Here is a 24285-nt window from a genome sequence, read left to right as displayed (position 1 = left end):
TTGGCGCTGATCAACAGTGATCGGGGCCAAGCCCCTTCGGGACTTTGGAGTGCAATCGACCAATTGCCGACAAGTGGCGCTACGGTGTAATGTCTTCGCTCCCGGTTTGAAAGTGAACCGTCTGACTAGAAAGCAGATTTGGTCACGCGTGAATCGGATTCGACTTTGGGCTTGTGGCAGCTCGGTGAGCGGACAAGGGCAAAGCGACGGGCGAAGCCTTCTATCTGGTACCGTAGAAAACGTTAGCCTCGAGGCTACCGGCTCTAAAAGGATTGCTTTTAGTTGCGTCAAGGTCTCTCGGGGTGCTTGTTTTTAGGGGGGCATCGGGGGAGATTGAACATGCCCCTTTTGAGGCTTATGGGAGGCCGCGCTCAGAGGAGATTGTGTTCTTTGGGTTGGTGGGGCCGTCGTCGATAAGGAAGACCTGCACCCGTGGCGATGGTGACTCTCAAATTACGAGCCTTGCCCTCGACCTCTTGTGTGTGTACATTGTGAGTACAAGGGTTTTGGGAGGTTGAAATGGCTGTGAAAGATAGACGGCTGAATCTGCGTACATCGTCAGTGCAGGAGGAGTGCCTGCGGCGTGCGGCTGAGGTGACGAATTCCTCGGTATCGCAGTTTGTGCTTGAGAGCGCTGTTGAGCGCGCTGCCAGAGTGCTTGCTGATCAGCGGCTCTTCGTGTTGGGGATGGACGATTTTTCTCGTGTGGAGGAGTTGCTTGCTCAGCCTGCCGACTTTTCACGGCTAGGTACGCTTTTTGCGGAGGAAACTCCTTTTGGCAAGGAGTTCAGCTTTGGAAGCTGATGGGATTCTTCACCCGCCACGTCGGTTGGAGAAGTCGGATAATCGGGCTGAGTTTCGGTGCGGGGAGGCGTCGCTTGATACGTGGTTTCACCGCTACGCGATGCAAAACCAGCGTGCCAACAACTGTGCGGTGTATGTATCAACGTGGAATGAGCGGGTCGTTGGCTACTATGCGGTGTGTACCGGGGGTATCGTCGCTAAGGTGGCGCCGGAGCGTTTTGCGAAGGGGCGGCCGGATCCTATTCCGGTGATCATCCTTGCACGGCTTGCGGTTGACCAGAATGCTCAGGGGAAAGGCGTTGGCAAGGCGCTGCTGCGCGATGCGCTGGAGCGCTGTTTTACCGTTGCCGTTGAAGTCGGTGCCGCGGCGGTAGTTGTGCACGCGCTGGACGAGCGGGCGAAGCAGTTCTACATGCAGCACGCTGGTTTTCAGGAGATGCCGGGGCAGCCGCTGCATCTTCTGCTGTCGGTGAAGGGGATTGAGCGGTACATGGCGTGATGGGGGCTGAGGCAGGTTTTCGCCGACCAGCTGTTAGGACTACGCATTTAGTAACGTGGTGTTCCCCTCACTCGGGCGGGTTGTGCACAACTAGAGCCAAAAACTGCAGATACCAACTACGCTGTTTTGGGAGCCGACTCCCACGTCTTGGACGAACCGAATGCTTTGCCTCGGCCAGCTGCAAGTAGTGGTGTCTGGGTGCTCGCAAAACGGAAAATGTACAAAGGGGAACACACGTCGACTACGCCTGACGTGTTGCTTATTTGGAGTAATAAGTAATAGTGCTAGTGCTAATACTGGGGGTGGCACATGGGCGATCTCAATCAACATAGGAAATTTTTGTCCAAAAGTACTGAAGAGCGGTTGCCTTCTCAGCGGCTTAAGGTCAAGCTCCTAGTTTGTGGATTTCTCCTATTAATCGGTGTAATTGCTGGATACTATATTTGGTGTTCAGACCTATCATGGCCGTTTTATTTGTCAAGGGTATGCAAATATGTTTTTCCTAGCTTGACCCCAATAGTTGCAGCTATAGCGTTGATATCTGGGTTCAAGACTATTGAGCAGAAAAAAGAGTCAGATGATCGCACCGAGTACTACAAACAGCTGCAATGGGCAATTGACAACTCTCTTACCAACAACGCCCTCATGCGATTGCAGTCACCGAGTCTCATTAGGAGCGTTTTGACTTCGCGCAAAATCGCCGAAGAAGAAAAGGAAATCGCACAGGCAGCTGAAGATTACGCCAATGCTCTTGAGGCTCAACTGCGCAAGGAGTCGAGTAGTCCAGGAAACCTTACGCCAGGTGGGGGTCTCGCTTTTGCCGAACCGGAACGAAATAGGAGTGGAACAAACACAACTCTTCGTTCACTTGGGATAATCCCATATTCCGTTGGATTCATTTGTATTTTTGCGATGCTCCTGCCGGTGCTCATTTTGCACTACGATGACGAAGATGAGGGGAAGGAGAAACTCAAATGACGACACGCTATCCGCAGCGACGTAAAGACAAAGCGCACATTTCGTCAGTCGACCCTGAAATTGTTGCTGCCCTTTTGGAAGCTGCCGAAACTTCACGTCACCGCACAGATGAATTCATGGCACGTCGCTACCCTGAGGATCGTTCGAAAAATAGGTTTTGGAAATCGTATTTTCTGAAGAAGCGCGCGTAGCATTTTCGAACAACAACGTAGTGAGGAAGTAGCCACCGCGGGGATGGCGGGTACCCCACGAAACGTCGCGCTGTTTTTGCCGATAACACCCTCCGGGCAGCTCGGATGTAGCCGTTGCGTCTGTCAGTAATCCAGTTCCTTAACGATGTTGCTGCTGGGTGCCGGCCGGTAAAGTGTGCTACCCAGTCGCAGACTTCGGGTGTGGTCATTTCTTCGCGGTGTTTGTCGATCGCGGACTCGCGGATGAAGGCCTTAGGATCTCAACCACTTTGTTTAACAGGTGACCCCAATTTGTGTATCTCCGCGCTGGAGGTTTCTAGGTCGTAGATGGCGTCGTCAATGAGGCGGGCTTATGCGCGGGGTGACTTGCGCTGTATAGCTATGCTTTGTTGCTGTGAAGTTCGGCCTCTAGCTCGGACCGGGAAAACCCTAAATGCTCGATGACTTCGTCGAGGCCCGTGCGGTTGCCTTGTCTCTGGCGACGCGAACCAGCGCCAGCGTTGCGTCCTGAAGCGTTTCTCGGTCGCGGAAAATCGTTCTACCTCGCAAGCGTCAACGACTTCGGAGACGAGTTTTCCGTGATACGACCAGGCAACCTGCGTGTGTTCCTCGGCAGGCGAAACGGTTCCAGTGTTGCCGTGCTGCGACGCTTCAGTAACCGTGCCCAAAAAACTATTTAGAAATCTATGTAGTTGCAACGGGGGTACGTTTGCGTGACAGGGCTTTGGCTGGCCTTCGGACTGAGGCGTGAGGAGACATCAATCTCACGAAAAGACGTCATCCTTAGGCATTAGCTCTAAAAACGGATTCTCTGAGGTCTTAAAAAGCTCTGGAGCCTAGGCGCCTCCAGGCGACAACGCTCCGGTAACCGGCCCGTCGTCACTCCAACATATCCTCTTTTGCCGCCATGAGCCATAGACGTGACCCACTAATAACAGCGTGATAGAGTTCCACATGCGAAACTAGGCAAAAAGAAAACCCGCCTCCGAGGAGAACGGGGAAACTATGTATCGGATTTTACACGATTGAAAAGGTTTGTCGAGACCGAACCAACACGAGGAACGGTTGTATCGACGACAGTGATTAACATCTGCGGCCGGGCGAAAAATCTGGGCTAAAGCGTGCATGCCAGTCAACATGGCTTGGGGTGTTCGGTATTGCCGAACGTTCGCTAATGCCGAACGCTTTTTAGCTGGGGTGAGAGATCGTCGTGGCGGTGGGGTGGAAGCGAAAGCCGTAACGATCCGTGCTCAGCGAACTATCAGAAATAGGGGGCCGTGCAACAATGGTTCGAATGTCGCTTTTACACAGGAAGTTCAAAGAAACGGTGGAAGAATAGTTTGCGGTCACCTGTATGAACGCATTTCAGCAGCTTAAGTAGTATTTTATATTTTGTGGTGATGCGCTGGGGAAACTCGCCTGAACGTTTGCTGTCACGTCATGTATGTAAGGTACACGCGCCGGGTGCCCCTAATGTGAGGTGAATCATTCACGAAGCCTTGACGTGAGTTAAAAATACGTGCAAAATTAACGGCTAAGACACACCATCACGGTGTGCAACCTTAAGAAATGTAGACACACGGGCACCCGCCCACAATGTCAAGACCTGTAAGGGGTAAGTATGGATCTCGCAGTCATCACCGACGCGTTGAAGGACTTCAGCACCTTCTCCAGCAATATCGTCAAGTTGTTCCGCCTCATTCCGGACCTGTTTATCAACTTCGGCAAGCTGGGCGACAAAGCAACTGCCCTGCCGAAATAATCACGGCTTAACTCTCAACATCCCACTGATTTTAAACTCAAAGGAGTAAACTCATGCAGGCACTCGAGAACTGGGCGTTCCTCTCGTCTGACGCACACGTAGCAGGCGCACTTCTGACCATTCTGAAGCAGCTCGGCGAAGGCGCAGACGCCATCGTGAAGCTGATCGGTCTGGTTTCCTAAGACCCCCTGATACAAACCCCGCCACAAAATGTGGCGGGGTTTTCCCTTTTGGGAATGCGTGGGAAAACGGGGGTGGCGTCGATAAATAAAAACCAACAATCAGCGCCGATCCGGGGGCAATGGGGTTAAACTTGATACATGGCTGACCACAAGGATGACGAACTCCCAATGATCGACCTCGCCGCCGTAGAAGGCTGGATCGTCGACGACACCGATGAAGACGACCCGGCGCTGCTCATGCCGGACGGGACACCAATCGAAACCTGGCGCGAAAACTACCCCTACGAAGAACGCCTCAGCCGGAGCGAGTACGAAGAACAAAAGCGTGCCCTCCAGATTGAGCTGCTGAAGTGGCAGAACTGGACTAAAGACACTGGTCAGCGCCACATCATTATTTTTGAGGGTCGTGACGCAGCGGGTAAAGGCGGCACCATCAAACGCTTCAACGAGCACCTCAACCCGCGTGGTGCGCGCACCGTCGCCCTGGAAAAGCCGAGCCCGCGCGAATCCACCTCCTGGTACTTCCAGCGCTACATCCAACACTTCCCGGCAGCAGGCGAAATCGTGTTCTTCGACCGCTCGTGGTACAACCGCTCCGGCGTCGAACGCGTCATGGGCTTCTGCACCGAATCCCAACACGCCGAATTCCTCCGTGAAGTGCCGATGCTTGAGAACATGATCCTTGGCTCCGGCATCTCGCTGACCAAGTTCTGGTTCTCCGTCACCCAGAAAGAGCAGCGCACCCGCTTCGCCATCCGCCAAGTAGACCCGGTGCGCCAATGGAAACTGTCGCCGATGGACCTCGCATCCCTGGACAAGTGGGACGACTACACCAACGCCAAGGAAGAGCAGTTCCGCTACACGGACACTGACGAATCGCCGTGGATCACCATCAAGTCGAACGACAAGAAGCGCGCCCGCCTCAACGCGATGCGCTACATCCTGAGCAAGTTCGAATACACCAACAAGGACCATGATGTGGTGGGGACGCCGGACCCGTTGATCGTGAAGCGTGGGCGTGATCAGATCGGGGACTAGGGAGTAGGCCTATCTGGGAGGCAGCAACGGAAGGGTTGGGACTTTCCCGCTTTTCCGTTGCTGCTTTTGCTGGGGGCTACACGCATGATGTCTCTTCAGCCCCTGATAGGTCCTCGGAGCCGACTTCTTGGGGATAGGTATTTGGGGTGGGATAGTCATCACGAGCGGAGTCGGGATTTTGTGAACAGAATTGCAGATGGGAGTAATGCCCCTTTAGACCCTTAAGCCTGAGACTCGGCTTTCGATGAAGGTGCAACGCTAGTCGGACACTCTAGCATGGGTAGCCCGTCTGTCGTGCAAAGCCACGCTGCTAGCAAAGTGCTGCAGACGGCGGCTTCTACGCGGAGAAACTGTGGGATTAATGGCTGAAACGGACGGACAGGCGGTTAGAGAGTTAATCGTTGAGGCGCCTCAAACCTGCGGGAGGATGCCGGTCTAAGACCACATTCCATATGGACCTCGAGTGTTGTGAGCTGGTGAAACGTCGGGTTTGATGGGGATAAATCGAGGAATTTGGTGCGTGGACGTTGGAGTCTGATGTCGCCTGTACTTACCTGCCAGAAAGGGATGTCGATGGCATAATTGTCATAGTGTAATGGCTATGGGACAATAAACGTTCTTTACCAGGAGATGGAGGTGGGATGGCGAATGAGCACTCGAACGATGCGCAACATGACCCGTGGCAGGGTGATAGCTCGCTCCAGCGACGGTCGGATAATTCGGGAAGCACGTATCCACGATCCAGCGGAAAACCTGGAGAAAGCGTGGAAGCAAACGGGGCAGGCACTGCGGCAGGCGATCGACTCTCAGAACAAGATGATGTTTTAGAAGCCGAGGTGCTAGATCAGGTTAGTAACAGGGTCACGCACGATCTCATGAGCGTGATGCGAGTTGCTCCTTTGCCTCATCCTAGTGAACTTCAAGCTTACGAAGAGGTCGAAGCTGGTTTAGCAAACAGAATTGTCGCAATGGCAGAGGACTCTGCCATTGCGGCGAATGAAGCGACAAGGTCCAACGCCGCAGTCAACTACGCTCTAGCCGAATCAATCCGTGAAGAGGGGAGAGCGGTGAGAAGAGGACAGTGGATGTTTGTCTGCCTAGCGGTTTTGTTTTTGGCTGTGGCGGTAATTCTTGAGCTGCTTGACCGAACTCCATTTGCAACGGGTATGGGGATTCTCGGTTTCTTAAGCCTGTTGGGCAGTATGTTTATTCCCAAGAAGAAGCCCCAATGGGGTCCTTCAGGAAAAGGGGAAGAAAGCTCAGCAAGGTAATGCGGAGGGCCCCACAGTGCGCCCACCCAAAAAGCAAACCCCCACCCCCATTTACCTGGGGATTCTTAAGGCTCTGTAAGTATTGCTGTTCTCTCCTCGAGCACGGTACGATTGCGGTGTTTTACACCAATAGAAGCATCCATAGAAGCTGGAGCACAGCAAAAAGGGCGGTTTCATGACAACAGCGGGTTGGCCAGCATTTGGCGAACCGCCTCGGCTGCGACGAGCCGCAGCGGCAGTAGTTGTGTCCATGCTGCTCGCGCTGGTTGCCGTGCTCGGAGGCCTCGGCGGTCAAAGCTCAGCGAGCGCCGCCGACGCTAACGGCCGCGTCAATATTGGGGACTGCTCGTTTCGTAAGGCGGACGGGGACGCCAAGAAGTGGGCGAACCAGATGTGTTGGATTGATGCGTCGGATATTGCGAAGCCGGGGACGCACAATGTGACGAAGCGTTTCGGGGATTACACGCTGACGTACACGGTGACGGTGGAGGCCTCGGATACGGGGACGGGGTCGAATAAGGGCAGCTTGTCGGCGGGGCAGCAGCCGCCGTGGAGCCGGGCTGCGTTCGGGAACCAGATTGCGGGGCAATCGTTCTTCGTTGCGGAGACGGGGGCTACCGCGAATGACATTTTCCAGACGGAGAAGAACCGCTTCGTGCGCCTTTCGTTCCGCAACGTGAAGTTCACGTACCGCGGGCAGCCGCTGCCGTCGTTTCGGATGATGGTTGCGGATGCCGAGTCGACGGGCAGTGTGCTCGGCGGCGAAATGATCAGCGTGGATGTCTCCAACTCGGGCGGCACGGGCACGGTCAATCCGCCGATTAGGCTGACGCCGAACGGCAGTCGTGAGGCGTGCCGGAAGACGTTCGGGGCGGGCGTCGAGAGGAATCAGTGGCAGTGGGCCGACATGGGCGGCAAGAAACGTGACTTCATCTGTGATAATGACTCCGGCGGTACCTACGGCACGTTCCTTGTTGGGTTGGATTCGCCGACGGCGTTTGAGATTGGCATCGCGTCGAACTCGGGCGGTACGGCACGCTTCCCGGACCCGCGCGGCAACCAGGCGTTCGCGATGGCGATCGCGCTTAACCGCATCTCCACTCAGGAAGGCAAGGAGCTGGGCACGGCGGACACGGCGGCGCAGCAGGCGTTCACCGGCCAGGCGGAGCAGCCGGTGACGAGGATTTTCACCCAGGATGGGCAACAGCGTAACTGGATTGAGCCAGTCGGTGGGTCGAGCACTACTCCGGTGCTGCGTCGTCTGAACGCGGACGGTGTGCCGGAGGATACTGTCGGGCTGCAGTCGACGATGGCTGGGAAGGATCTGGCCTTTCGTCGTTACTCCCCGGAGTGGACGTGTAGCGCGATTTCCGCTGACGGCGCCACGGACACCTTCGTGTACGAGCCAGGAGCCAACACTGACCAGGCCCCGGTGCGTTTGACGCACAACGGTGCGCCGCTGAGCCGCGCGGATGCGGAGCGCAGTGGCATTTGGTTCCGGGAAAACCGCGCGGAGGGCGTCTCCGAGGTGCAATTCGCGAACAAGGAAAACCGGGAAATCAACTGTAACGTGCACTGGAAGTCTCGCTTCGCCCCGGCATCGTTGGAGCTGAACAAGCGGGTCACCGGCACGGCGAGCAATTACGCGGAGCTTGCCGGCAAGAAGTTCACCATCGACTACGCGTGCACGGCCCCGGAGGGGTTCCAGGCCGCGTACCCGGATGTGAAGCTCAGCGGGTCCCGCGAGGTGCAGCCGGGTTCTCGCCAGCTTGTCGACGGCCTGCCAGCCGGCGCGACGTGCACCCTCAAGGAAACCGCGCCTGCGGCGGTGTCGGGCGCGGACCTGGATCTGCGGTGGAATGGCGCCACCCACGGCACCCCGAACCAGGGCAGCGCGCAGCATACGTTGACGCTGCAGCCGAATACCGCACCTGCGGCTGTTGAGGCGGAGAACCAGTACTCGGCGCGGACTGCGACGCTGCAGTTGCGTCATGTGGTGCAGGGCCCGTCGGCGACGACCGTGCTGCAGAATCAGGAATTCACGTTTGAGCTCAGCTGCCCGGCCACCAATGCGCCTGCGCGGCAGATCACGGTCCGCGGGGGCGCCCCGGTGACCGTGGATGGTGTGCCACGCGGGCAGGATTGCGTGTTGCGCCCCGTCGAAGGGCTGACAGCGGAGCAGCAGAAGTACATCAGCCTGACCAGCAGGGACGCCACCGGTGCCGCCCAGCAGCAGGACGGGCTGGCGCTCCGCCTGCCTGCGACCGGGCCTGCGGCCGCCGAGCCGGTGGAAATCCGCAGCACCTACGACTACCGCACCGCCGATGTGCAGGTGCACCAGGTGCTTGCGGGCCCGGCGGGTGCGTTGCCGTCCGTGACGGGCCAGGGCTTCAGCGCGAACTATGCGTGCACGGCCCCGGACGCGACGAAGCGCACCGGCACTGTGACGCTGACTGATGGCCACGCCGTCATCCCGAAGATGCCGGTCGGATCTACGTGTACGTTGAGCTCGCAGGAGCCCACCGCGGCTCCCGGCGAGGGCCCGGTGCGCACGTTCGAGCTGCAGAGCACGACCGTCGCGCCGCAGACGTTGACGGTCGGCGATGGGCAGGCGGACGCATTCACCATCACCCGTACTTACGACTACAAGTACGGCACTGCACAGCTTTCCAAGGTCGTGACTGCCAACGGGGTGCGCAGCTTGCCCGCGAATTACACGTTCAACTTCGCGTGTGGTTCCCGCAACGTCGTGAGCAATGGCACGGTCGAGGCAATCAAGCTGGAGGGCACCGCGACGGTCGCTCCGGGTGCGCCCGTCACGCTGAAAGTGGGGGATCCGCGTGTCGACGACGGCCCCGGCGCCACCATGCGCGTGCCCTACGGCAACACCTGTACCTTCACCGAGGATCGCCCTCAGCTGCCCGGTGGTGTGAACTGGGACACTGACGTGGATAACGTGGCGCTGACCATCACCGGCCAGACCAATACGGCCACCGTGAACAACACGTTTACCCCTGCCGGCAACGGGCTGACCATCACGCAGCGCTACACCGGGGAGCAGGCACTGTACCCGAAGGTGGGCGTCGATTATCAGTTGAGCTGCGGTGCATTTCAAGAGACCTTCCAGCTTGCCGACGGCGCCCAGCGCACCTTCAGTGCCGCCGAAATCCCCGCAGGTACCCAGTGCACCCTTGCGCGGCGCAGCCCGGTGGACACGCAGCGTACCAACAGCAAGGGCGCGGACTACCCAATCACTCACACTACGGTGGGCCATTACGCGCCGGGTGGCGAGCAGTCCACGGAGCTGGCGCCGGGAGTTGCCTTTACGGTCGGGGAGCGCGCGACGCTGGCCATGGAGGACGAGTTCGCCTACCAGCGCGCCACCCTCACCGGGGTCAAGCGCGTGCGGTTCGACCCGGCGACCAAGGGCCTGATCGCGCCTGCGAAGCAGGAGGCGTGGCTTGGTCGGGAGTATCCGGCGTCGCTGCGCTGTGTGCTGCCGGATGGGACGCCGGGGGCGTCGCTGCAGGCGTCAGTGCGCAATGGCGTGGCCGTAACCCAGGGCGACCTGGTGGTGGGCAGTAGCTGCACCGTCGCGGAGAACCCGCTGACCCCGGAGCCGGGCATCCACATGGCGGCCACGACCGCCGTGGACGGCACACCGGGCAACACGTTTACAGTCTTGCGGGCTGGTAACTCGGTGGAGTTCATCAACACGTTCTCCCGCCGGGTCACCGACGCAACCGTGCGCACCGGCGTGGTGCTGCCGGGGACGGCGCGCCAGGACTATGAGGCCACGGGGAAGACGCTCGGCGCGGTGCTGCCCGCCCACCCGGTGACGATGGTGTGCCGCGACGGGGACGCCGAATTGCTCCGCCGCAGCGCCATCGTCGACGGCGAAGGCGCCGTCAGCGTGGCAGGCGTGCCGGTTGGCGCGGCCTGCACGGTCGAGCTCGGCGGGTATGCGCCGCTGGACCTCCAGGCGGACACCCCGGAGGATTCGCTGCGGGCAACAATGCTGCCGGACGCGGTGGACTGGACGGTGAGCCGCCCGGACTCGACACTGGCGACGGGCAAGCCACTCGAGCAGGGGAATGAGGCGGCGGTTGCTCCTGCGTTCGTGGTCGAAGAAGACGCTGCGGCCAACGTGGTGCGTGCTACGAGCCGCTACGTGTACCAGACCGCGCCGCTGAAGCTGCGCAAAGACATCGAAGGCAATTCCGCGGACATGCGACTGCTCGGCGAGGCGAACACGATGCGATTCGCGCTGCAGTGCCGGGCGCTCGGCACCGAGTTGACCAGTGTGGAAGGACTGCCGCTCCAGCTGCAGCCCGGTGACTTCACGGCGGTCGACGGCGGGCTGCGCTACATCTCCACAGGCGGCGCGGAGTCCGCGGTGCCGGTCGGTGCGCACTGTCGCCTGCGCGAAATCGCGGTAGACAACGTGCCCGCCCAGCTCACCGTGGTCGCGGCCCAACCCAGCGTGGAGGCCGACGTCACCACCCAGGGCGCAGAGCTGCACCTGGTGAACAAGATCAGCCGACGCACCACCAACCTGCAGGTAGCGATGCGCCAAACCGGGTACCTCCACGGCGCGGACCCCGCAGGCTACACGGGCACGCTCGTGTGCAAAGACGGCGACGCCACCCTGGCCATCCGTCCAGTCCAGTTCAGCGTGGCCGAAGTTCCCGAGCGCCCGCTGCCCGGCGCGGACGCCGTGCCGGTGACCGGCCTGCGCACCGTGGAGGTGCCGGCGGGGACCTCGTGCACGCTGACCATGGATGCCGCGGCGGCACTCAGCGCGCGTGGCGAGCTCGAAGTGTCCGCGGGTGATCGCCGCCCGTACCTCGGCTTCGCCGCCTGGCACAACGGCACCTACGACGGCCCGGATACCACCGTGGACGGCGTCGCCCCGCAGGACGTGGGGGCCAAGCAGTACGAATACGCAGTGGACGTCCCCGTCGACGCTCCGGATACCACCGCGGCTGACCCGGCGGTGGTCGTCGGTGTGCAGGCGCACCACCCGCGGGCAACCGTGGACGTGGCATTCACCAAGCAGGCTGCCGGCGCCCCCGACGCAGAAGGCACCTACACCTTCCGTGCCAATTGCGGCGACGGCACCCGCGATCCGTTTACCCTGCGCGCCGGGCAGACCCACGTGCTGCGGAACGTGCCCGTGGGCAGCGACTGCACCGTGGAGGAAGAGCAGACGGCTGGTACGTACACGTTCGCGCTGACCTCCCAGGGCGCCAAGCTGGGGGAGGGCTACCAGCCTGAAACCGGCACACCGACCGTGGCGTTTAAGGTGCTCGCCCCCGAGGCCACCGACACCGCCCGCGCGGGCGAGGCCTGGACGGCGACCGCACTGAACAAGTACGCCAGCGTGGCGCTGAACAAGCGCATTGCAGGCACCCCGCTGTCTGGCGTCACCAACGTGGTGGATACCGCCCTGTTGCCGGATCACGCCACCACCATGGACGTCACCTACGAGCTGACCAACACCGGCCAGTTCGACCTGAGCAACATGGTGCTGCGCGACCCAGCCTTGGCAGGCATGACCGTGCGCACGCCCGACGGCCCGCACACCATCGGCGAGCAGGGCACCATCCCCGCCGCCGCATGTTCTGCGGTGCGGGCGGCGCTGGCGCCGGGCCAGTCCGCAACCTGCACCGTCACGGTGGACATCCCCGCGGAGGGAACGTTCCGCCACCGCGGCACCGCGACGCTGCAGGCAGCCACGGGCACCCTCGGGGCGGTCAGCGCCGAATCCACGTACGGGGCGCTGCGGGTGCCGTCGACCATTGGCTGGTTGTTGCCCGATACCGGCAGCACTACACTCGTGTGGATTCTGCTCCTCGGCCTGCTGATCTTCGGCTTCAGCGCCCGACGCCTGCTCACACAGACTTCAACCTCAACAACTCCAACAACAGAAAGTTAGACACCATGAAACACATCATTTCCCGTTCCGCACTCGCGATTTCCACCGCGGCGGCCGTCGCGTTCGTCGGACCGGTCGGCGCCTCCATCGTTGCGACGATGCCAGCCGCCGTCGCCCAGTCGCAGGTCGACGTCAACCGCGCCACGAAGCTGACGATCAAGAAGTACGAGGGCGAACCGGTCGGTGAGAACGGCAGTCTCGATGGCATGACGACCATCAAGGACGTCACCTTCAGGGTCGAGCGCATCGCTACCGCGCCGCTGAACACCGCGAAGGGTTGGGAAGACGTCGCCGCAGAAGGCGAGAAGAAGGTTTCCGATGTGCAGGCGGACCCGAGCTTTAAGGCGAAGGAAGTGGCGACGAACGCTGACGGCGAGGCCGTGTTCACCGACCTCGGCGTGGGTCTCTTCCGCGTCACCGAGCTGCGCGCCGAGGGCGCGAAGCACTCCGTGGCGACTCCGTTCCTGCTCACCCTCCCGGCATTCGAAAAGGGCGTGGCGCAGTACGAGCGCACCATCAACCCGAAGAACCAGATCCTCGAGCCGAAGAAGTCTCTCATCAGCGAAAACACCACCCTGGGAGACAACGCGCGCTACCGTATCGACGCTCCCATCCCAGCATTCGGCCCGAACCCGGAAGGTGACCAGCTGAGAGTCGTCGATACGCTGTCAGCGAACCTCAAGTGGAGCCAGGCCGAGCACCCCGTGCAGGTGCAGGTGCTGAAGTCCGCGGACGACGACGCCCCTGAGACGCTTACCGCCGGCGACCACTACACCGTGGCCGATGCAGGGGACAACACCGTCACCGTGGAGTTCACCGAGGCCGGCCTGAAGAAGCTACGCGAGCTGCGCGCCGCCAATCCGGGCCTGATCGTGCGCACCGAGTTCGATGCGAAGTTGGTCAAACTGCCCGAGAACGGCACGATCGACAACACCGCGCAGGTGTACTATTCCAACGACGATAAGCCGCACAACACCACCCCAACCGACGACCCGAACGACGGCGCCACGACGCTGAACTTCGCCAAGGTTGAGGTGACCAAGCTGCTGAACAAGCAGGCCAAGGACGGCGAAAAGAACGGCGCCGGCGCCGAGTTCCAGATCTTCACCTGCACCAAGCAGGGCGACGGCTCCTGGAAGGTCGACAAAGGCACCGCTGCCCAGCGCGTGGTCATCGGAGACGAGGTGAAAACGACCCTGACCGCCGACAAGACCGTCGCCAAAGGCGACCACGCCGGGGCAGCCCTGGCGAAGGCCGAAGGTCTCAACCTGACCAAGAAGGACAGCAAGTTTGCCGACTACTGCGCCGTAGAAACCAAGGGCGTGTCCGGCTACCTGAACAACCCGGAGCCACAGCCGTTGAACTACGACGCAAAAACCAAGACGCTCAGCGGCAGCGTGAACAACGTCAAGGACAACCTGTTCGGCCGCCTGCCAGCAACCGGTGAGCGCACCATGCTCATCATCCTGGCGCTCGGCGTGGTCCTCTTCGGCGGCGGCGCTGCCTACCAGCTGCGCTCCCGCAAGGCCTAAGTAGGGGAGCACACAGCGGTGAGAAACCCGGGGACTGCGATGGCGGTGGCGCTGGCCGTAACGGTCGGCGTTGCCGGCGTCGGCATGCCTGCGTTCGGGCCACCCGCCGCGGTGGCTGCGGCACCGAGCAGCGTCACGGTGGACCTGCGCGCCGCCGCAGGTGTCGACGGCCTGGACACCATCGGGGAGCGCACCGTCACCGCCTCCCGCATCACCACAGTGGACATGAGCACCCAGGCCGGGCGCGAATCCCTGGCCACCCTCGACGTCCCGGCACTGCTACGTACGCAGCCCGACACGATCGTCGAAGTCGCCACCGCGCGCACCAGCGGCGGACGCGTCACCCTCGACGGCCTGCAACCCGGCGCGTACCTCTTCACGCTTGGCGACACCGAGGCGAAGACGGCGTCGCAAGTCTTCTTCGCACCCTTCGTCGTGCCCGTGACGGGCGGCTCCGCGCGCACCGTGGAACCGAAAGCCCAACAACTCAGCGTCGTGCTCGAGGCCAGCCGCAAGCGCGTCCACCCCGGCGAGGACGTCACCCTCACCGTGCGCGGAGTGGCGCCCAACCCGTCTCTCGACGGCACCATCGGCCACTACGAGCTCACCCTCACGCTCACCGGAAACCTGGAATTCGACGGCGAACCCACCGTGCGCATCAACGGGGCGGCACTCGGCCCGAGTGACGTCACCTTCCACCGCGAAGGCAACCGCCTGCGCGCAGCCTTGACCAAGTCCGGCCTGGAAAAACTCGCGCGCGCCCGCGCAACCGACGCCACCACCACCGTCACGCTCGAGCAGCGCGCCCGCGCCACCGCGCAAGGCACCGCAGGTGCCGACGCCACCCTCACCACCGACGGCATGGACCCCGAACGCAACCACGTCACCGTGCGAGCCACCCACGCGGACGTACTCATCGAGGCGCCTGCGCAGCAGGGCTCCTCCAGGGGGGATCGGCGCTGGCTGTGGGGCCTGCTCGGCCTGCTGCCGCTGATACCGCTGCTGCCAGGGCTGCCAGACACGGCTCCGTCGGACACTGCGCCGACGAGCCCGAGGCCTGCGGGCCCGCAGGGGACCGCGCCGGAAACACCGAAACCTACAACTGAAGCGCAGCCCTCGCAGGACGGACCGCGCGGCCGCGTCGATCAAGTCCTCGCCTACACAGGCGCTAACGTCATCTGGCTCGCGCTGCTCGCCCTCGCTTTGATCGTTTTGGGATGGTTGCTGGCGCGTCGAAAAGAAGACGAGCAACAACAGTGAGCAAACCCAACCGCAAACGCGCCGGGAACCTCATCTCGTTGATCGGGCTGATCCTCGGCGCGCTCCTGCTGCTGTACCCAATCGTGGCCACACTCGCCACCAACGAGCAGCTCCGCCGCCAAGCCGACGCCTACAGCGAACACACCACCAGCCTCAGCGCCGAAGAACGCGACGCCCAACTCGCGCGCGCCCGCGACTACAACCAACGCCTGCTGGCCACCGGTCCACACGCACGCCCACCCGCCACAAACGACCCCGACATGCCCGACTACATGGCACAACTCAACCTGCCAGGCTCCGGGGGCATCATGGCGCGCATCCGCATCCCCGACATCGGCGTCGACCTGCCCGTCTACCACACCACCGCACCCCACGTCCTCTACGACGGCGCAGGCCACATGTTCGGCTCCACCCTCCCCGTCGGCGGCGACGGCACCAACGCCGTCATCACCGCCCACACCGGCATGGTTAACGCCGCCATGTTCGACGCCCTCCCCACCCTCAAAGCAGGCCAAGACATCTACATAGACGTGATGGGGCAGCGACTGCGCTACCAGATGGTCAGCCGCGAAGTGGTGAAACCGGACCAATACCAGGCCGTAGGCTACCAACCAGGGGAGGATCGCCTCACCCTGATCACGTGTACCCCCTACGGGCTCAACACTGACAGGCTGCTCGTCCACGCCATTCGCGTACCTCTTGACCCTGACGCCCCCGAACCGCGCGTCACCGGCCTGGGCATCAGCTGGTGGATGATCCTCGTGGCCCTGATCGTGCTGGTGGTGTTGCTGCTGATTCTGTACCGGCGGTGGAAGCGTCGGCGGGACGCTGTCGAGGAGTAGCTGGGAGTTTGCTGGGCACCACGATCCGCGGCGACGGGCTGGTGAACTGGGGAAACGCTGCGCGGGTCTGCTGAAACCCGGGAATTTGGTGCGCGCCGCGCGAAGTGAGTCAAGCAAAAGCTACAAAATCGCCTGCGACAGCTTCCGCAGGTTCTTGAGTTGCTTGTGGTTGGCGGCGTCAAGGGCGCGTTCCTCGGCGGCGGCCACATCCTCCGCGAGTTTCGCCAGGGCCTTGCCGCCCTTCTTGGTGGCGGTCACGATTTGGCGGCGTCGGTCCTTCGGGTCGCGTTCGCGTTTGACCCACGCGTGCTTCTCCAGGCAGTCGATGAGGCGGACCATGTCGGAGGCGTCGATCGCGAGCAGCTCGGAGAGTTGCGATTGGGAGCGTGCTTGCTCGGAGACGCAGCTGAGCACCCAGAACTCTCGCATGGAGGAGTCGTGCTTCGCCAGGGTGCGCTCCACCTCGTCTTTGGTGTGCCTGCGCACGCGTTCGATCTGGAACGATGGCGAAGTAGTCAGCGCCTCTGGGAGTTCAATCGTGGCCATAAGTCCCAGAGTATCGGGCTGCTGGCCAGGAATGAAACCGTGCTACTCGGTGGGCAGCCCGTTGGCGATCCATTCCATGGTGCCGCCCTCGACGTTGATGGGTTCCCAGCCGTGTACCTGCTCGAGGTATTCGCATGCGCGGGAGGAGCGCCCGCCGGAGCGGCAGATGACGTAGATGTCCTGGTCGGGGTCGATCCGGTCGGTGAGGGTGGTCAGTTCGCTCAGTGGCAGGTTGGTGGCGCCTACGGCGTGGACTTCGGCGTACTCTTCGGGCTCGCGGACGTCGATAAGCTGGGCGTTTTCAGGGACTTTGTTGACGTTGATGGATTGCATGTGCGCGATTGTAGCGGAAGTGTCGGGTGTGTCGGCTACGATTTGCACTATGCGCACGCCTCCTCGAACTCGCCCCCCGCAGTGGGTGTTTTGGGTGCGCCGAATAGTGGCGTTGGTGCTGCTCATGGTGCTCGTGTCGCTGCCGGTACGGTGTGGCAAGGAGGAGCCTGCGCCTGCGCCCGAGCCTCCAGCAGAGGATCCTGCAGCGCTTGGTCAGTCGCAGCCGCTCGAGATGTTTATCCCCTCGGTGGGGCTTCGCGCGCAGTTCGAGGACGGTCCGTGCCGCGTGCGCGCCGACGCGCTGGACCCCGCCACATTAGATAAGGCGTGTGTTTACACGGCGTCGGATAAGCCGTACTCGCTGCCGGGCCCGGGTGCTGAGGACCTGGTGGTCGTCGCGGGTCACACGGGTGCTGGGGTACATGGGGTCTTTGACCGGCTTTTCGACGGCTCCTCCGACCAGCACACCATCCGCGTTGGGGACATGCTGTACCTGCGCACCGCCGACTCCGAGGCGGCCGGCGGGAAGTGGTTGTCCTACCGCGCGACTGACCTGCATGACCCGGTGAAAGAGGTGATGGCGGGTGATGCCGATATTTGGGGTGATGGGCCACGCCCGGGCCGGCTGCTGACGATCTCCTGTATTCAGCCGCGCAATATTTTGGCGGACTCGGTTCGCAACGCGGTCATTGGGTGGCAATTTTCGTCCGTGCTGGATGCGCCACCGACCGATACCGGCGCAAAGTAACTGAAGTTTTTTGTGTAAACACTTGTGACTGGGGTGAAGTGCGTCTACAGTGGGGCTAAACCATGAAGTAAGACTTGAGACTTCATGTTGAGCAAAGGAGCCCCTAATGAAGCGCAACACCGTTTTGGCCGCCGTCATGACCGGCGCGCTCGCAACCGCCATCGTCCCCATGGCCCAGGCGCAGGACATTCCGCTGCCGGCCGTGACCCACGACATCAACGGTGCCGAGTACTTCCTCACCCAGGACGGCACCCACTACGTGCCGGACCGCAACCTGGTCAACATCGCGTTTGACCAGCTCTCGGCGGCTGACCGCGAGCGCGCAGTGGACGTGGCGAAGGCGGCTGTCGCCGGGCTTATCGACGCCCCCGCCGCCGAAACCGCAGCGCCCCAAGCTCCCGCAGCCGAGGCAACGACCCCTGTCGAGCAGCCAGACCCGACCGGCGACCACCAGGACGTCCCATTCACCGCCGAAGATGTTGACCCGAACAACCCGGCACCGGCTGCAGCTGGCCTGATCGCGCTTCCGGCAGTGCTCGCGATTGGTGGTCTGACGTACTACCTCAACGCTGACGGCAAGACCTACGTCACCGACCTGGCCCGCATCAACGAGCCTCCAACCGACGCCGAGGTGAAGGACTCCAACGCGCTGCTCGCGGAGAACGCCTCTGAGGTCGCGCGTCAGGGCCTGGCAACCTCCAAGGCTGCAGGTCAGGCGCCGGTTGAGGCGCAGCAGCAGGCTGCCCCGGCACAGGCTGCCTCGGCACAGTCCCCGGTGGCAGAGCAGCGCGGTATCGCGGCTGAGACCGGATCCAACACCCTGGTGCGGGCGCTGTTTGCGTTGGTGGTGGCGTCGATAATTGGTGCAGCCGTCTTTGCATACGGGCGCCGATACCTCATATAGTAAACCTTTGTGAAAACTCGAAATGTCCTTGCTGCAGTCTGTACTTTCTCCCTGGTATTAGGGGGTACGGCGCCCGCGTACGCGCACGTTGATGTTCAGCCGAATGGCAGTGAATGCAAAGCGTTGAAGTCGCAGTTCAAGCGGGGGCAGCAACTGGACATTTCGCGGTTTACGTTCCCCGGCGCCGGCGAAACAGGAATCCACAACAACACCCTCTACCTTTACGACACCACCGGCCACCGCGCCGACATCCAGCGCGCCGCCGACCTGTGGGTCAAGGCCGTGCGCGACCGAGGTGGATACCTGGATATCAAGTTCATCGACCACAAGACGCCCGAGGCCGTCAGCGTGCTCGTTGATCCAAGCCTGCCGGTGCTCGGCCGAGTGACCGGTGGTGGGCCGTCGCTCACCGTGCGGATTAGCCCGCAAATGTTCGCGTCCACGGTTGGCGCGACCAGCCGAATCATGACCATCGCGCACGAAATGGGCCACGCGATGGCACTCGCGCACAGCTGCGACGACCTACTCATGGTCTCTGGCCACTCGCGCAAGCCGGGACTTACCCCGCAGCCTCTCGACGCCGAAATCCTCATCCTGCGCAACAACCTGCGCCAGAAGCCGACGCCTACCCCGTCGCCGTCGCCTGTTCCCCCGCTGGTGACCACGACGACTTCGACGACGTCCGAGCGTCCGAAGCCGACTACGTCCTCGTCTTCTTCGTCTTCTTCGTCTTCGAGCCAGCCATCCTTCCCGGACCTGCCACCACTGCCCATGCCGACCATCCCGAGCGCCCAGCCGGTACCGACCCCGACGACCTCCGAGGCGCCCACCATCACGGTGACGATCACGCCGGAGACCACGACATCTACTTCCTCGTCGACCTCCTCGTCTGCCACGTCTTCCTCGGAAAAGCCTTCGCCGAAGCCTTCGTCGAAGTCATCCCAGGCTCCGACTACCACCCGTATCGTCTTGCCGTCATACGTTGCGCCGCCGAAGCCTTCCACTGAGGCGGAAGGGCAGCACATCGTTGACCAGGCCGCAGCCGAGTTCAACGCTGCGGGTGTCGAGCTGCAGAACGCCTCCGACACGGTGGCGAAGATCCTTGCGGAGAACCGCTACAAGAACGCCGAGCGGGCACTCAAGGAGGCGCAGGACAACCTCGATAATCTGCGCGAACAGATGAAGCCAGAGACTCCGACGACGACGCCAACCACGTCTGCCACGCCAACCACGCCGGCTTCGACTACGCAGACATCGACCACGTCCAGCACGCCGTTTTCAAGCACGACGAGTACAACCGCGCCGGTAACCACCACCACGTCGACCACGCCGGTTTCTACCACGTCCGCGCCGCGGACAACCACTTCGGCAACCCCGAGCGTGTCGGCCACCCCAACCACGTCGACGACTTCCGCGACGCGGACAACGCCGACGGTGGCGACGTCGACAAGTGCGGAGACCTCCACGTCGTCGCCTCGCTGCTGCCCGAACTGCGGAGCCACCCCGCCGCAATGCGACGCGCCGCTGTACGAGCCCGCCGTGAAGCCGCGCAACGTTCAGGCCGCGCGCCTCGCGCTCGACGCCGCGAAACTCGACCACAAGGTCGCCGAGACCCGCATGAACATCATGCGACGCACGAACTACCCGCCGCTCATCAACGACGCGCAAGCCGACCTCGACCGCACCTTCTTCCGTGTCAACGAGGCGCAGGAGAACCTCGACGAGCTGCTGGCGAAGGAGCCGACGCCGAGCTCCTCAACCAGCTTGACGACGTCCCCTTCGTCCACCACCCCAACCACCTCGGAGACGCCAACCTCCACCTCGGAGGAGCCTTCGGCCTCGGCTTCTACTTCAGTTTCGGTGGAGCCTTCGGTGGAGTCCACCACGCGGACAACCGAAACGACTTCGGTTGCTCCGTCGACCACTTCGGTTGAGCCTTCTACCTCGGTTAGCGTCGAAGTAACCACGCCGACGACTACGTCGACCACGTCGGAGCCGTCCGCGGAGCCTTCGACCTCGGAGGCACCGGAGCCGGAGCCGTCCGCGCCGCGGACAACCGAAACGACATCGGTCGCTCCGACGACTAGCTCGACGGAACCTTCTACCTCGGTGAGCGTCGAAGCAACCACCACCGAGGCCACTACGACCACCCAGTCCACGACCGAGTCCGCCACCACGACCGAGTCCGCCGTGCGGACAACTGAGCAGACTTCGGAGCCGGAGGTGGAGACGTCGACAAGTGAGCTCACGCCGGAGCCAACCGTTGGGGCGCCTGCTACCTGCGCGAAGGATGGTTCCTCAAGTGGATCCTCCGAGAACTGCGAGGGCAGCTCGAAGGGCGGCATCATCGCGGCGATCGTGGTGCCACTGCTGGCGCTGCTTGGCGCTGCGGCGTTCTGGGCGAAGGACCACCTCAAGTTCTAGCCAGTGCCAAAGGACGCACCCGCTTTTTCGTGACCTGGGGTTTCGCCGCCTCAGCGAGATGGAATTGCGTCCTTTGGCACTGAGGGTGGCTGGGGACGCACCAAAATCCCGCACTCAATCCCAGCGACCTGGGGAAATGTCGAGAGGCTCTGTGGAAATGAGGGAATTTGGTGCACAGCCAAGCAAAAAGCCGCCCAGGTACAACCCAGGCGGCAAACACTTAGAAGCAGCGACCTACTTCTTGTAGTTGTCGATGGAGGCCTGCAGGATCTTCTCGGCCTCTGCCTTGTTGCCCCAGCCGGAACCGGAGACTTCCTTGTTCGGCTCGAGGTCCTTGTAGTGGACGAAGAAGTGCTCGATTTCGTCCTTGAGGAACTGGGAGACGTCGTCGATGTCCTGGTAGTGGTCGTAGCGGACGTCGTCGATGACGCAGAGGAGTTTGTCGTCGCCGCCGGCTTCGTCGGTCATCTTGAAGACGCCGATTGGGCGTGCCTTGACGATGACGCCTGGGAAGACGGACTCGGGGAGGATGACGAGGGCGTCCATTGGGTCGCCGTCGTCGGCGAGGGTTTCGTCGATGAAGCCGTAGTCGAGTGGGTAGGCCATCGGGGTGAACAGGTGGCGGTCGAGGTAGACCTTGCCTGTTTCGTGGTCGAGTTCGTACTTGTTGCGGGAACCCTTGGGGATTTCGATGGTGACTTCGACAGCCATGTGCGCTCCTTTTGTAGTCGCGTTGATAATACCGGTACTTATCATACGGGGCTGCGTCGCCCAGTGGGTTTGGGCTACGCTTATGCGCCGTGAAGCTTTGGACTTGGATTGTTGGCGGGGTTGCGTTGGTCGCGGTGGGTGGCGCGGCTGGCTTCGGTGTGGCGGCGCAGCAGGAGTTGGCGCGCATTGAACACGCCCCGGCGTATCAGTTGCCGCAGGCGGAGCCGGTGTTGGTGCCGGCGGTGCCACACCCGGTGGATATTCAGGCGCTGCAGGCGCGTCTGGCGGAGCTTGCGGAGGACCCTGCGTTGGGCACGTTCCACGCGCGCGTGTCGGACGGTTCGACGGGTGAGGTGTTGTTTGATCGGTTGGCGGGGGAGGCGTTGCGCCCGGCGTCGACGACGAAGATTTTGACGGCTGCGGCGGCGGTGTTGGAGTTGGGGGCGGATGACAGGATCGAGACGCAGGTGGTGAGTGGGGAGCAGCCGGGCTCGGTCGTGATCAAGGCGAATGGTGACGTGTGGTTGGACGCGGAGGCCATCGAGCAGCTCGCCGAGCAACTCAAAAACCAGCAGGTCACTGCTGTCTTCATCGACACGAAGGCGTGGGAGGGCCAGCCGACCATGATGCCTGGCTGGGACCCCGTGGACATCGATGGCGGCTTCGTCGCGCCGCTGGAACCGGCGATGCTCTCGGGTGGTCGCCTGAACGGGGAGACGGAGGGGGACGTGCCTCGCTCGCATACTCCGGCGTTGGATGTGGCGCAGGCGTTGGCGGATCGCGTGGGTGCGCAGACGGTCGGTCTCGGCCCGGCGCCCGCGGAGGCGGACACGCTGGCAAGCGTGGAGTCGCCGGACCTGGTGCAGCGCCTGCACATGATGATGAAGGAGTCCGACAATGTCTACGCGGAGGCCATCGGCAGGGAGGTGGCGGCCCACGTAGGTATCGACGCCCCCTCCGCCACCCTGCACGTCCTGGCGGAGCACGGCTTCGACACGGACGGCATCACGCTGGTGGACAGCTCTGGCCTGTCGGTGGACAACCGGATCACCCCGCGCATGTTGGACAGCATCCTGAGTGATGCCACCCAGCACGAGCAGCTGCGCCCGATGCTGGACGCGCTGCCGATTGCGGCCGGCGACGGCACCCTGGCCACCCGCTACGGGGACCTGGCCGGGCGCGGCTGGGTCCGCGCGAAGACGGGCACCTTAGACGAGACGTCCGGGCTGGCCGGCACGGTGACCGCGGAAAGCGGCAACGTGTACACCTTCGCGTTGCTCTCGAATGACTCGGACATTCTGGAGGCGCGCCGGGCGATGGACACGTTCGCCTCGGCGCTGCGGGAGTTCTAGCGATGGAGCCGTTCTGGCCCCGGCGCAGCCCCCACTTTTTGGCGTGCCGCCGTGCGGTGCGCGGGTGGACGGAGCCTGCGGTGATTGGGCTGTCGGGTGGGGCGGATTCGTTGGCGCTGGTGGCGGCTGCCGCGGCGGAGCGTTTGGACGTGACGGCGCTGGTGGTGGACCACGGCCTGCAGGAGGGCTCGGCGGAGGTGGCTCGGCGCGCCGCGGAGCAGGCGCGCGCGTTTGGGGTGCCCGCGGAGGTCACCAAAGTCAGCATCGCACCAACGGGTAAGGGCACCGAGGCCGACGCCCGCCAGGCCCGCTACGCGGCCCTGTTCGAGCACGCCGGCCCCGACCGGGATGTGTGGACGGCCCACACCGCGGACGACCAGGCCGAAACGCTGCTGCTCGGGGCGCTGCGCGGCAACCCTGCAGGGATGGCGTCGCGCGCGGGTCGGCTGGTGCGCCCGCTGCTGCATGTCCGCCGCGCGGACACCGCGGGCGCCTGCGCCGAACTGGGCGTCGCACCCTGGCAGGACCCGATGAACAAGGACGAGCGGTACCGGCGTGTGGCGCTGCGCACCCGGGTGATTCCGCTGCTGGAGGAGATCGTCGGCGGGGAAGTCGTCCCGGCGTTGGCGGGCACGGCGGACCGGATCGCGCAAGCCGCGGCGCAGCTCCAGCACATCACCCCGGCCGCGAACGAAGACACGCTGGACTGTGCGGAGCTCGCAACACTGCCGTCTGTGGTGAGGAGGGCGGTGCTGGCGGAGTGGGTCGTCGAGAAGCGAGGGGAGGTCAAAGGTGCCCACCTTGCGGCGATTGAGGCCCTGGTGACGAACTGGCGGGGACAAGGTGCGGTGCAGCTCGGCGGGGGAGTGCGGGTGGAGCGGCGCGACGGAACGCTCGTGTTCGCGTAAACGGTTGTCCAAGGTGACGTGAAAGTGGCAAGATGATGAACTGATGCCAACCGAGAAGGGCT

At 62.5% G+C, this 24285-nt stretch carries 20 protein-coding genes; 17 read left to right on the top strand and 3 right to left on the bottom strand.

Features of this window, described 5'->3' with window-relative positions; all coding sequences use genetic code 11:
• Window positions 1-519 precede the first annotated feature (519 nt).
• From KBX13_RS07540 to KBX13_RS07485, 12 genes are all read left to right on the top strand, one after another.
• Window positions 520-804, top strand: coding sequence for a DUF1778 domain-containing protein (locus tag KBX13_RS07540; protein ID WP_070361871.1), 285 nt, complete (start codon window positions 520-522; stop codon window positions 802-804).
• Entirely contained in the window at window positions 794-1303 is a 510-nt protein-coding gene (locus KBX13_RS07535) for a GNAT family N-acetyltransferase (protein WP_070361872.1), read from the top strand. Before KBX13_RS07540 ends, KBX13_RS07535 begins: the two co-directional genes overlap by 11 nt.
• Window positions 1304-1612: 309 nt before the next feature.
• Entirely contained in the window at window positions 1613-2281 is a 669-nt protein-coding gene (locus tag KBX13_RS07530; protein ID WP_143000799.1) for a hypothetical protein, read from the top strand.
• Window positions 2278-2472 (top strand): hypothetical protein, encoded by a 195-nt coding sequence (locus tag KBX13_RS07525; RefSeq protein WP_070361874.1) that lies wholly within the window; start codon window positions 2278-2280, stop codon window positions 2470-2472. The genes KBX13_RS07530 and KBX13_RS07525 overlap by 4 nt, the downstream gene beginning before the upstream one ends.
• Before the next feature lie 1621 nt (window positions 2473-4093).
• Window positions 4094-4234: a hypothetical protein gene (locus KBX13_RS07520; RefSeq protein ID WP_168156160.1), complete on the top strand. Its 141-nt coding sequence runs from the start codon at window positions 4094-4096 to the stop codon at window positions 4232-4234.
• A gap of 53 nt (window positions 4235-4287) precedes the next feature.
• Complete coding sequence (locus KBX13_RS07515; protein ID WP_255366114.1) at window positions 4288-4416, top strand: hypothetical protein; 129 nt, start codon at window positions 4288-4290, stop codon at window positions 4414-4416.
• Window positions 4417-4554: 138 nt separating this feature from the next.
• Window positions 4555-5454: a polyphosphate kinase 2 gene (gene ppk2, locus KBX13_RS07510; RefSeq protein WP_070361875.1), complete on the top strand. Its 900-nt coding sequence runs from the start codon at window positions 4555-4557 to the stop codon at window positions 5452-5454.
• A 764-nt stretch (window positions 5455-6218) separates the two neighbouring features.
• Window positions 6219-6725 carry a DUF2335 domain-containing protein gene (locus KBX13_RS07505; protein WP_177224263.1) on the top strand — a complete coding sequence of 169 codons (507 nt, stop codon included), beginning with the start codon at window positions 6219-6221 and terminating at the stop codon, window positions 6723-6725.
• 175 nt (window positions 6726-6900) lie between these two features.
• Window positions 6901-12663, top strand: a complete 5763-nt coding sequence (locus KBX13_RS07500; RefSeq protein WP_256021496.1) for a CshA/CshB family fibrillar adhesin-related protein — start codon at window positions 6901-6903, stop codon at window positions 12661-12663.
• A 5-nt stretch (window positions 12664-12668) separates the two neighbouring features.
• Window positions 12669-14195, top strand: a complete 1527-nt coding sequence (locus KBX13_RS07495) for a SpaH/EbpB family LPXTG-anchored major pilin (RefSeq protein ID WP_256021494.1) — start codon at window positions 12669-12671, stop codon at window positions 14193-14195.
• 18 nt (window positions 14196-14213) lie between these two features.
• Window positions 14214-15455 carry an LPXTG cell wall anchor domain-containing protein gene (locus KBX13_RS11540; RefSeq protein WP_256021492.1) on the top strand — a complete coding sequence of 414 codons (1242 nt, stop codon included), beginning with the start codon at window positions 14214-14216 and terminating at the stop codon, window positions 15453-15455.
• Window positions 15452-16297 (top strand): class C sortase, encoded by an 846-nt coding sequence (locus KBX13_RS07485; RefSeq protein WP_256005539.1) that lies wholly within the window; start codon window positions 15452-15454, stop codon window positions 16295-16297. The genes KBX13_RS11540 and KBX13_RS07485 overlap by 4 nt, the downstream gene beginning before the upstream one ends.
• A 120-nt stretch (window positions 16298-16417) precedes the next feature.
• Here KBX13_RS07485 and KBX13_RS07480 read toward each other — a convergent pair whose 3' ends face one another.
• Window positions 16418-16843 carry a MarR family winged helix-turn-helix transcriptional regulator gene (locus KBX13_RS07480; RefSeq protein ID WP_070361882.1) on the bottom strand — a complete coding sequence of 142 codons (426 nt, stop codon included), beginning with the start codon at window positions 16841-16843 and terminating at the stop codon, window positions 16418-16420.
• Window positions 16844-16885: 42 nt separating this feature from the next.
• Entirely contained in the window at window positions 16886-17176 is a 291-nt protein-coding gene (locus KBX13_RS07475) for a rhodanese-like domain-containing protein (RefSeq protein ID WP_070363433.1), read from the bottom strand.
• Window positions 17177-17225: 49 nt separating this feature from the next.
• Here KBX13_RS07475 and KBX13_RS07470 point away from each other — a divergent pair, with 49 nt between their 5' ends.
• The 3 genes from KBX13_RS07470 to KBX13_RS07460 all read left to right on the top strand — a co-directional run bounded on the left by KBX13_RS07470 (window position 17226) and on the right by KBX13_RS07460 (window position 21252).
• On the top strand, window positions 17226-17924 hold the full coding sequence (locus tag KBX13_RS07470; protein ID WP_256021489.1) for a hypothetical protein: 699 nt from the start codon (window positions 17226-17228) through the stop codon (window positions 17922-17924).
• 106 nt (window positions 17925-18030) lie between these two features.
• The gene (locus KBX13_RS07465) at window positions 18031-18828 is read left to right on the top strand and encodes a hypothetical protein (RefSeq protein ID WP_256021488.1); all 798 of its coding nucleotides are present in this window, start codon (window positions 18031-18033) and stop codon (window positions 18826-18828) included.
• Window positions 18829-18837: 9 nt separating this feature from the next.
• Entirely contained in the window at window positions 18838-21252 is a 2415-nt protein-coding gene (locus tag KBX13_RS07460) for a hypothetical protein (RefSeq protein ID WP_256021486.1), read from the top strand.
• Between the two features lie 234 nt (window positions 21253-21486).
• On the opposite strand, the gene KBX13_RS07455 is transcribed toward KBX13_RS07460, so the two are convergent.
• Window positions 21487-21963, bottom strand: coding sequence for an inorganic diphosphatase (locus KBX13_RS07455; protein ID WP_070361888.1), 477 nt, complete (start codon window positions 21961-21963; stop codon window positions 21487-21489).
• An 89-nt stretch (window positions 21964-22052) separates the two neighbouring features.
• On the opposite strand from KBX13_RS07455, the gene dacB reads away from it, so the two are divergent.
• Window positions 22053-23315: a D-alanyl-D-alanine carboxypeptidase/D-alanyl-D-alanine-endopeptidase gene (dacB, locus tag KBX13_RS07450; protein WP_256021485.1), complete on the top strand. Its 1263-nt coding sequence runs from the start codon at window positions 22053-22055 to the stop codon at window positions 23313-23315.
• A 2-nt stretch (window positions 23316-23317) separates the two neighbouring features.
• On the top strand, window positions 23318-24223 hold the full coding sequence (gene tilS, locus KBX13_RS07445; protein ID WP_256021483.1) for a tRNA lysidine(34) synthetase TilS: 906 nt from the start codon (window positions 23318-23320) through the stop codon (window positions 24221-24223).
• Window positions 24224-24285: the final 62 nt, after the last annotated feature.

This window comes from Corynebacterium sp. CCUG 51687, from assembly GCF_024453995.1.
Taxonomy (GTDB): Bacteria; Actinomycetota; Actinomycetes; order Mycobacteriales; family Mycobacteriaceae; genus Corynebacterium; species Corynebacterium pseudogenitalium.
The sequence above is the reverse complement of the archived record's forward strand: the minus strand, read 5'-3'. Positions and strand labels throughout refer to the sequence as shown.

Excerpts from the sequence above, each read along its gene's own strand:
- KBX13_RS07465 (WP_256021488.1), top strand. The coding sequence starts at position 18,031 with ATGAAGCGCAACACCGTTTTGGCCGCCGTCATGACCGGCGCGCTCGCA.
- KBX13_RS07455 (WP_070361888.1), bottom strand. The coding sequence starts at position 21,963 with ATGGCTGTCGAAGTCACCATCGAAATCCCCAAGGGTTCCCGCAACAAG.
- KBX13_RS07470 (WP_256021489.1), top strand. The coding sequence starts at position 17,226 with ATGCGCACGCCTCCTCGAACTCGCCCCCCGCAGTGGGTGTTTTGGGTG.
- KBX13_RS07475 (WP_070363433.1), bottom strand. The coding sequence starts at position 17,176 with ATGCAATCCATCAACGTCAACAAAGTCCCTGAAAACGCCCAGCTTATC.
- tilS (WP_256021483.1), top strand. The coding sequence starts at position 23,318 with ATGGAGCCGTTCTGGCCCCGGCGCAGCCCCCACTTTTTGGCGTGCCGC.
- KBX13_RS07515 (WP_255366114.1), top strand. The coding sequence starts at position 4,288 with ATGCAGGCACTCGAGAACTGGGCGTTCCTCTCGTCTGACGCACACGTA.
- KBX13_RS07530 (WP_143000799.1), top strand. The coding sequence starts at position 1,613 with ATGGGCGATCTCAATCAACATAGGAAATTTTTGTCCAAAAGTACTGAA.
- KBX13_RS07520 (WP_168156160.1), top strand. The coding sequence starts at position 4,094 with ATGGATCTCGCAGTCATCACCGACGCGTTGAAGGACTTCAGCACCTTC.
- ppk2 (WP_070361875.1), top strand. The coding sequence starts at position 4,555 with ATGGCTGACCACAAGGATGACGAACTCCCAATGATCGACCTCGCCGCC.
- KBX13_RS07480 (WP_070361882.1), bottom strand. The coding sequence starts at position 16,843 with ATGGCCACGATTGAACTCCCAGAGGCGCTGACTACTTCGCCATCGTTC.
- KBX13_RS07495 (WP_256021494.1), top strand. The coding sequence starts at position 12,669 with ATGAAACACATCATTTCCCGTTCCGCACTCGCGATTTCCACCGCGGCG.
- KBX13_RS07525 (WP_070361874.1), top strand. The coding sequence starts at position 2,278 with ATGACGACACGCTATCCGCAGCGACGTAAAGACAAAGCGCACATTTCG.
- KBX13_RS07500 (WP_256021496.1), top strand. The coding sequence starts at position 6,901 with ATGACAACAGCGGGTTGGCCAGCATTTGGCGAACCGCCTCGGCTGCGA.
- KBX13_RS07540 (WP_070361871.1), top strand. The coding sequence starts at position 520 with ATGGCTGTGAAAGATAGACGGCTGAATCTGCGTACATCGTCAGTGCAG.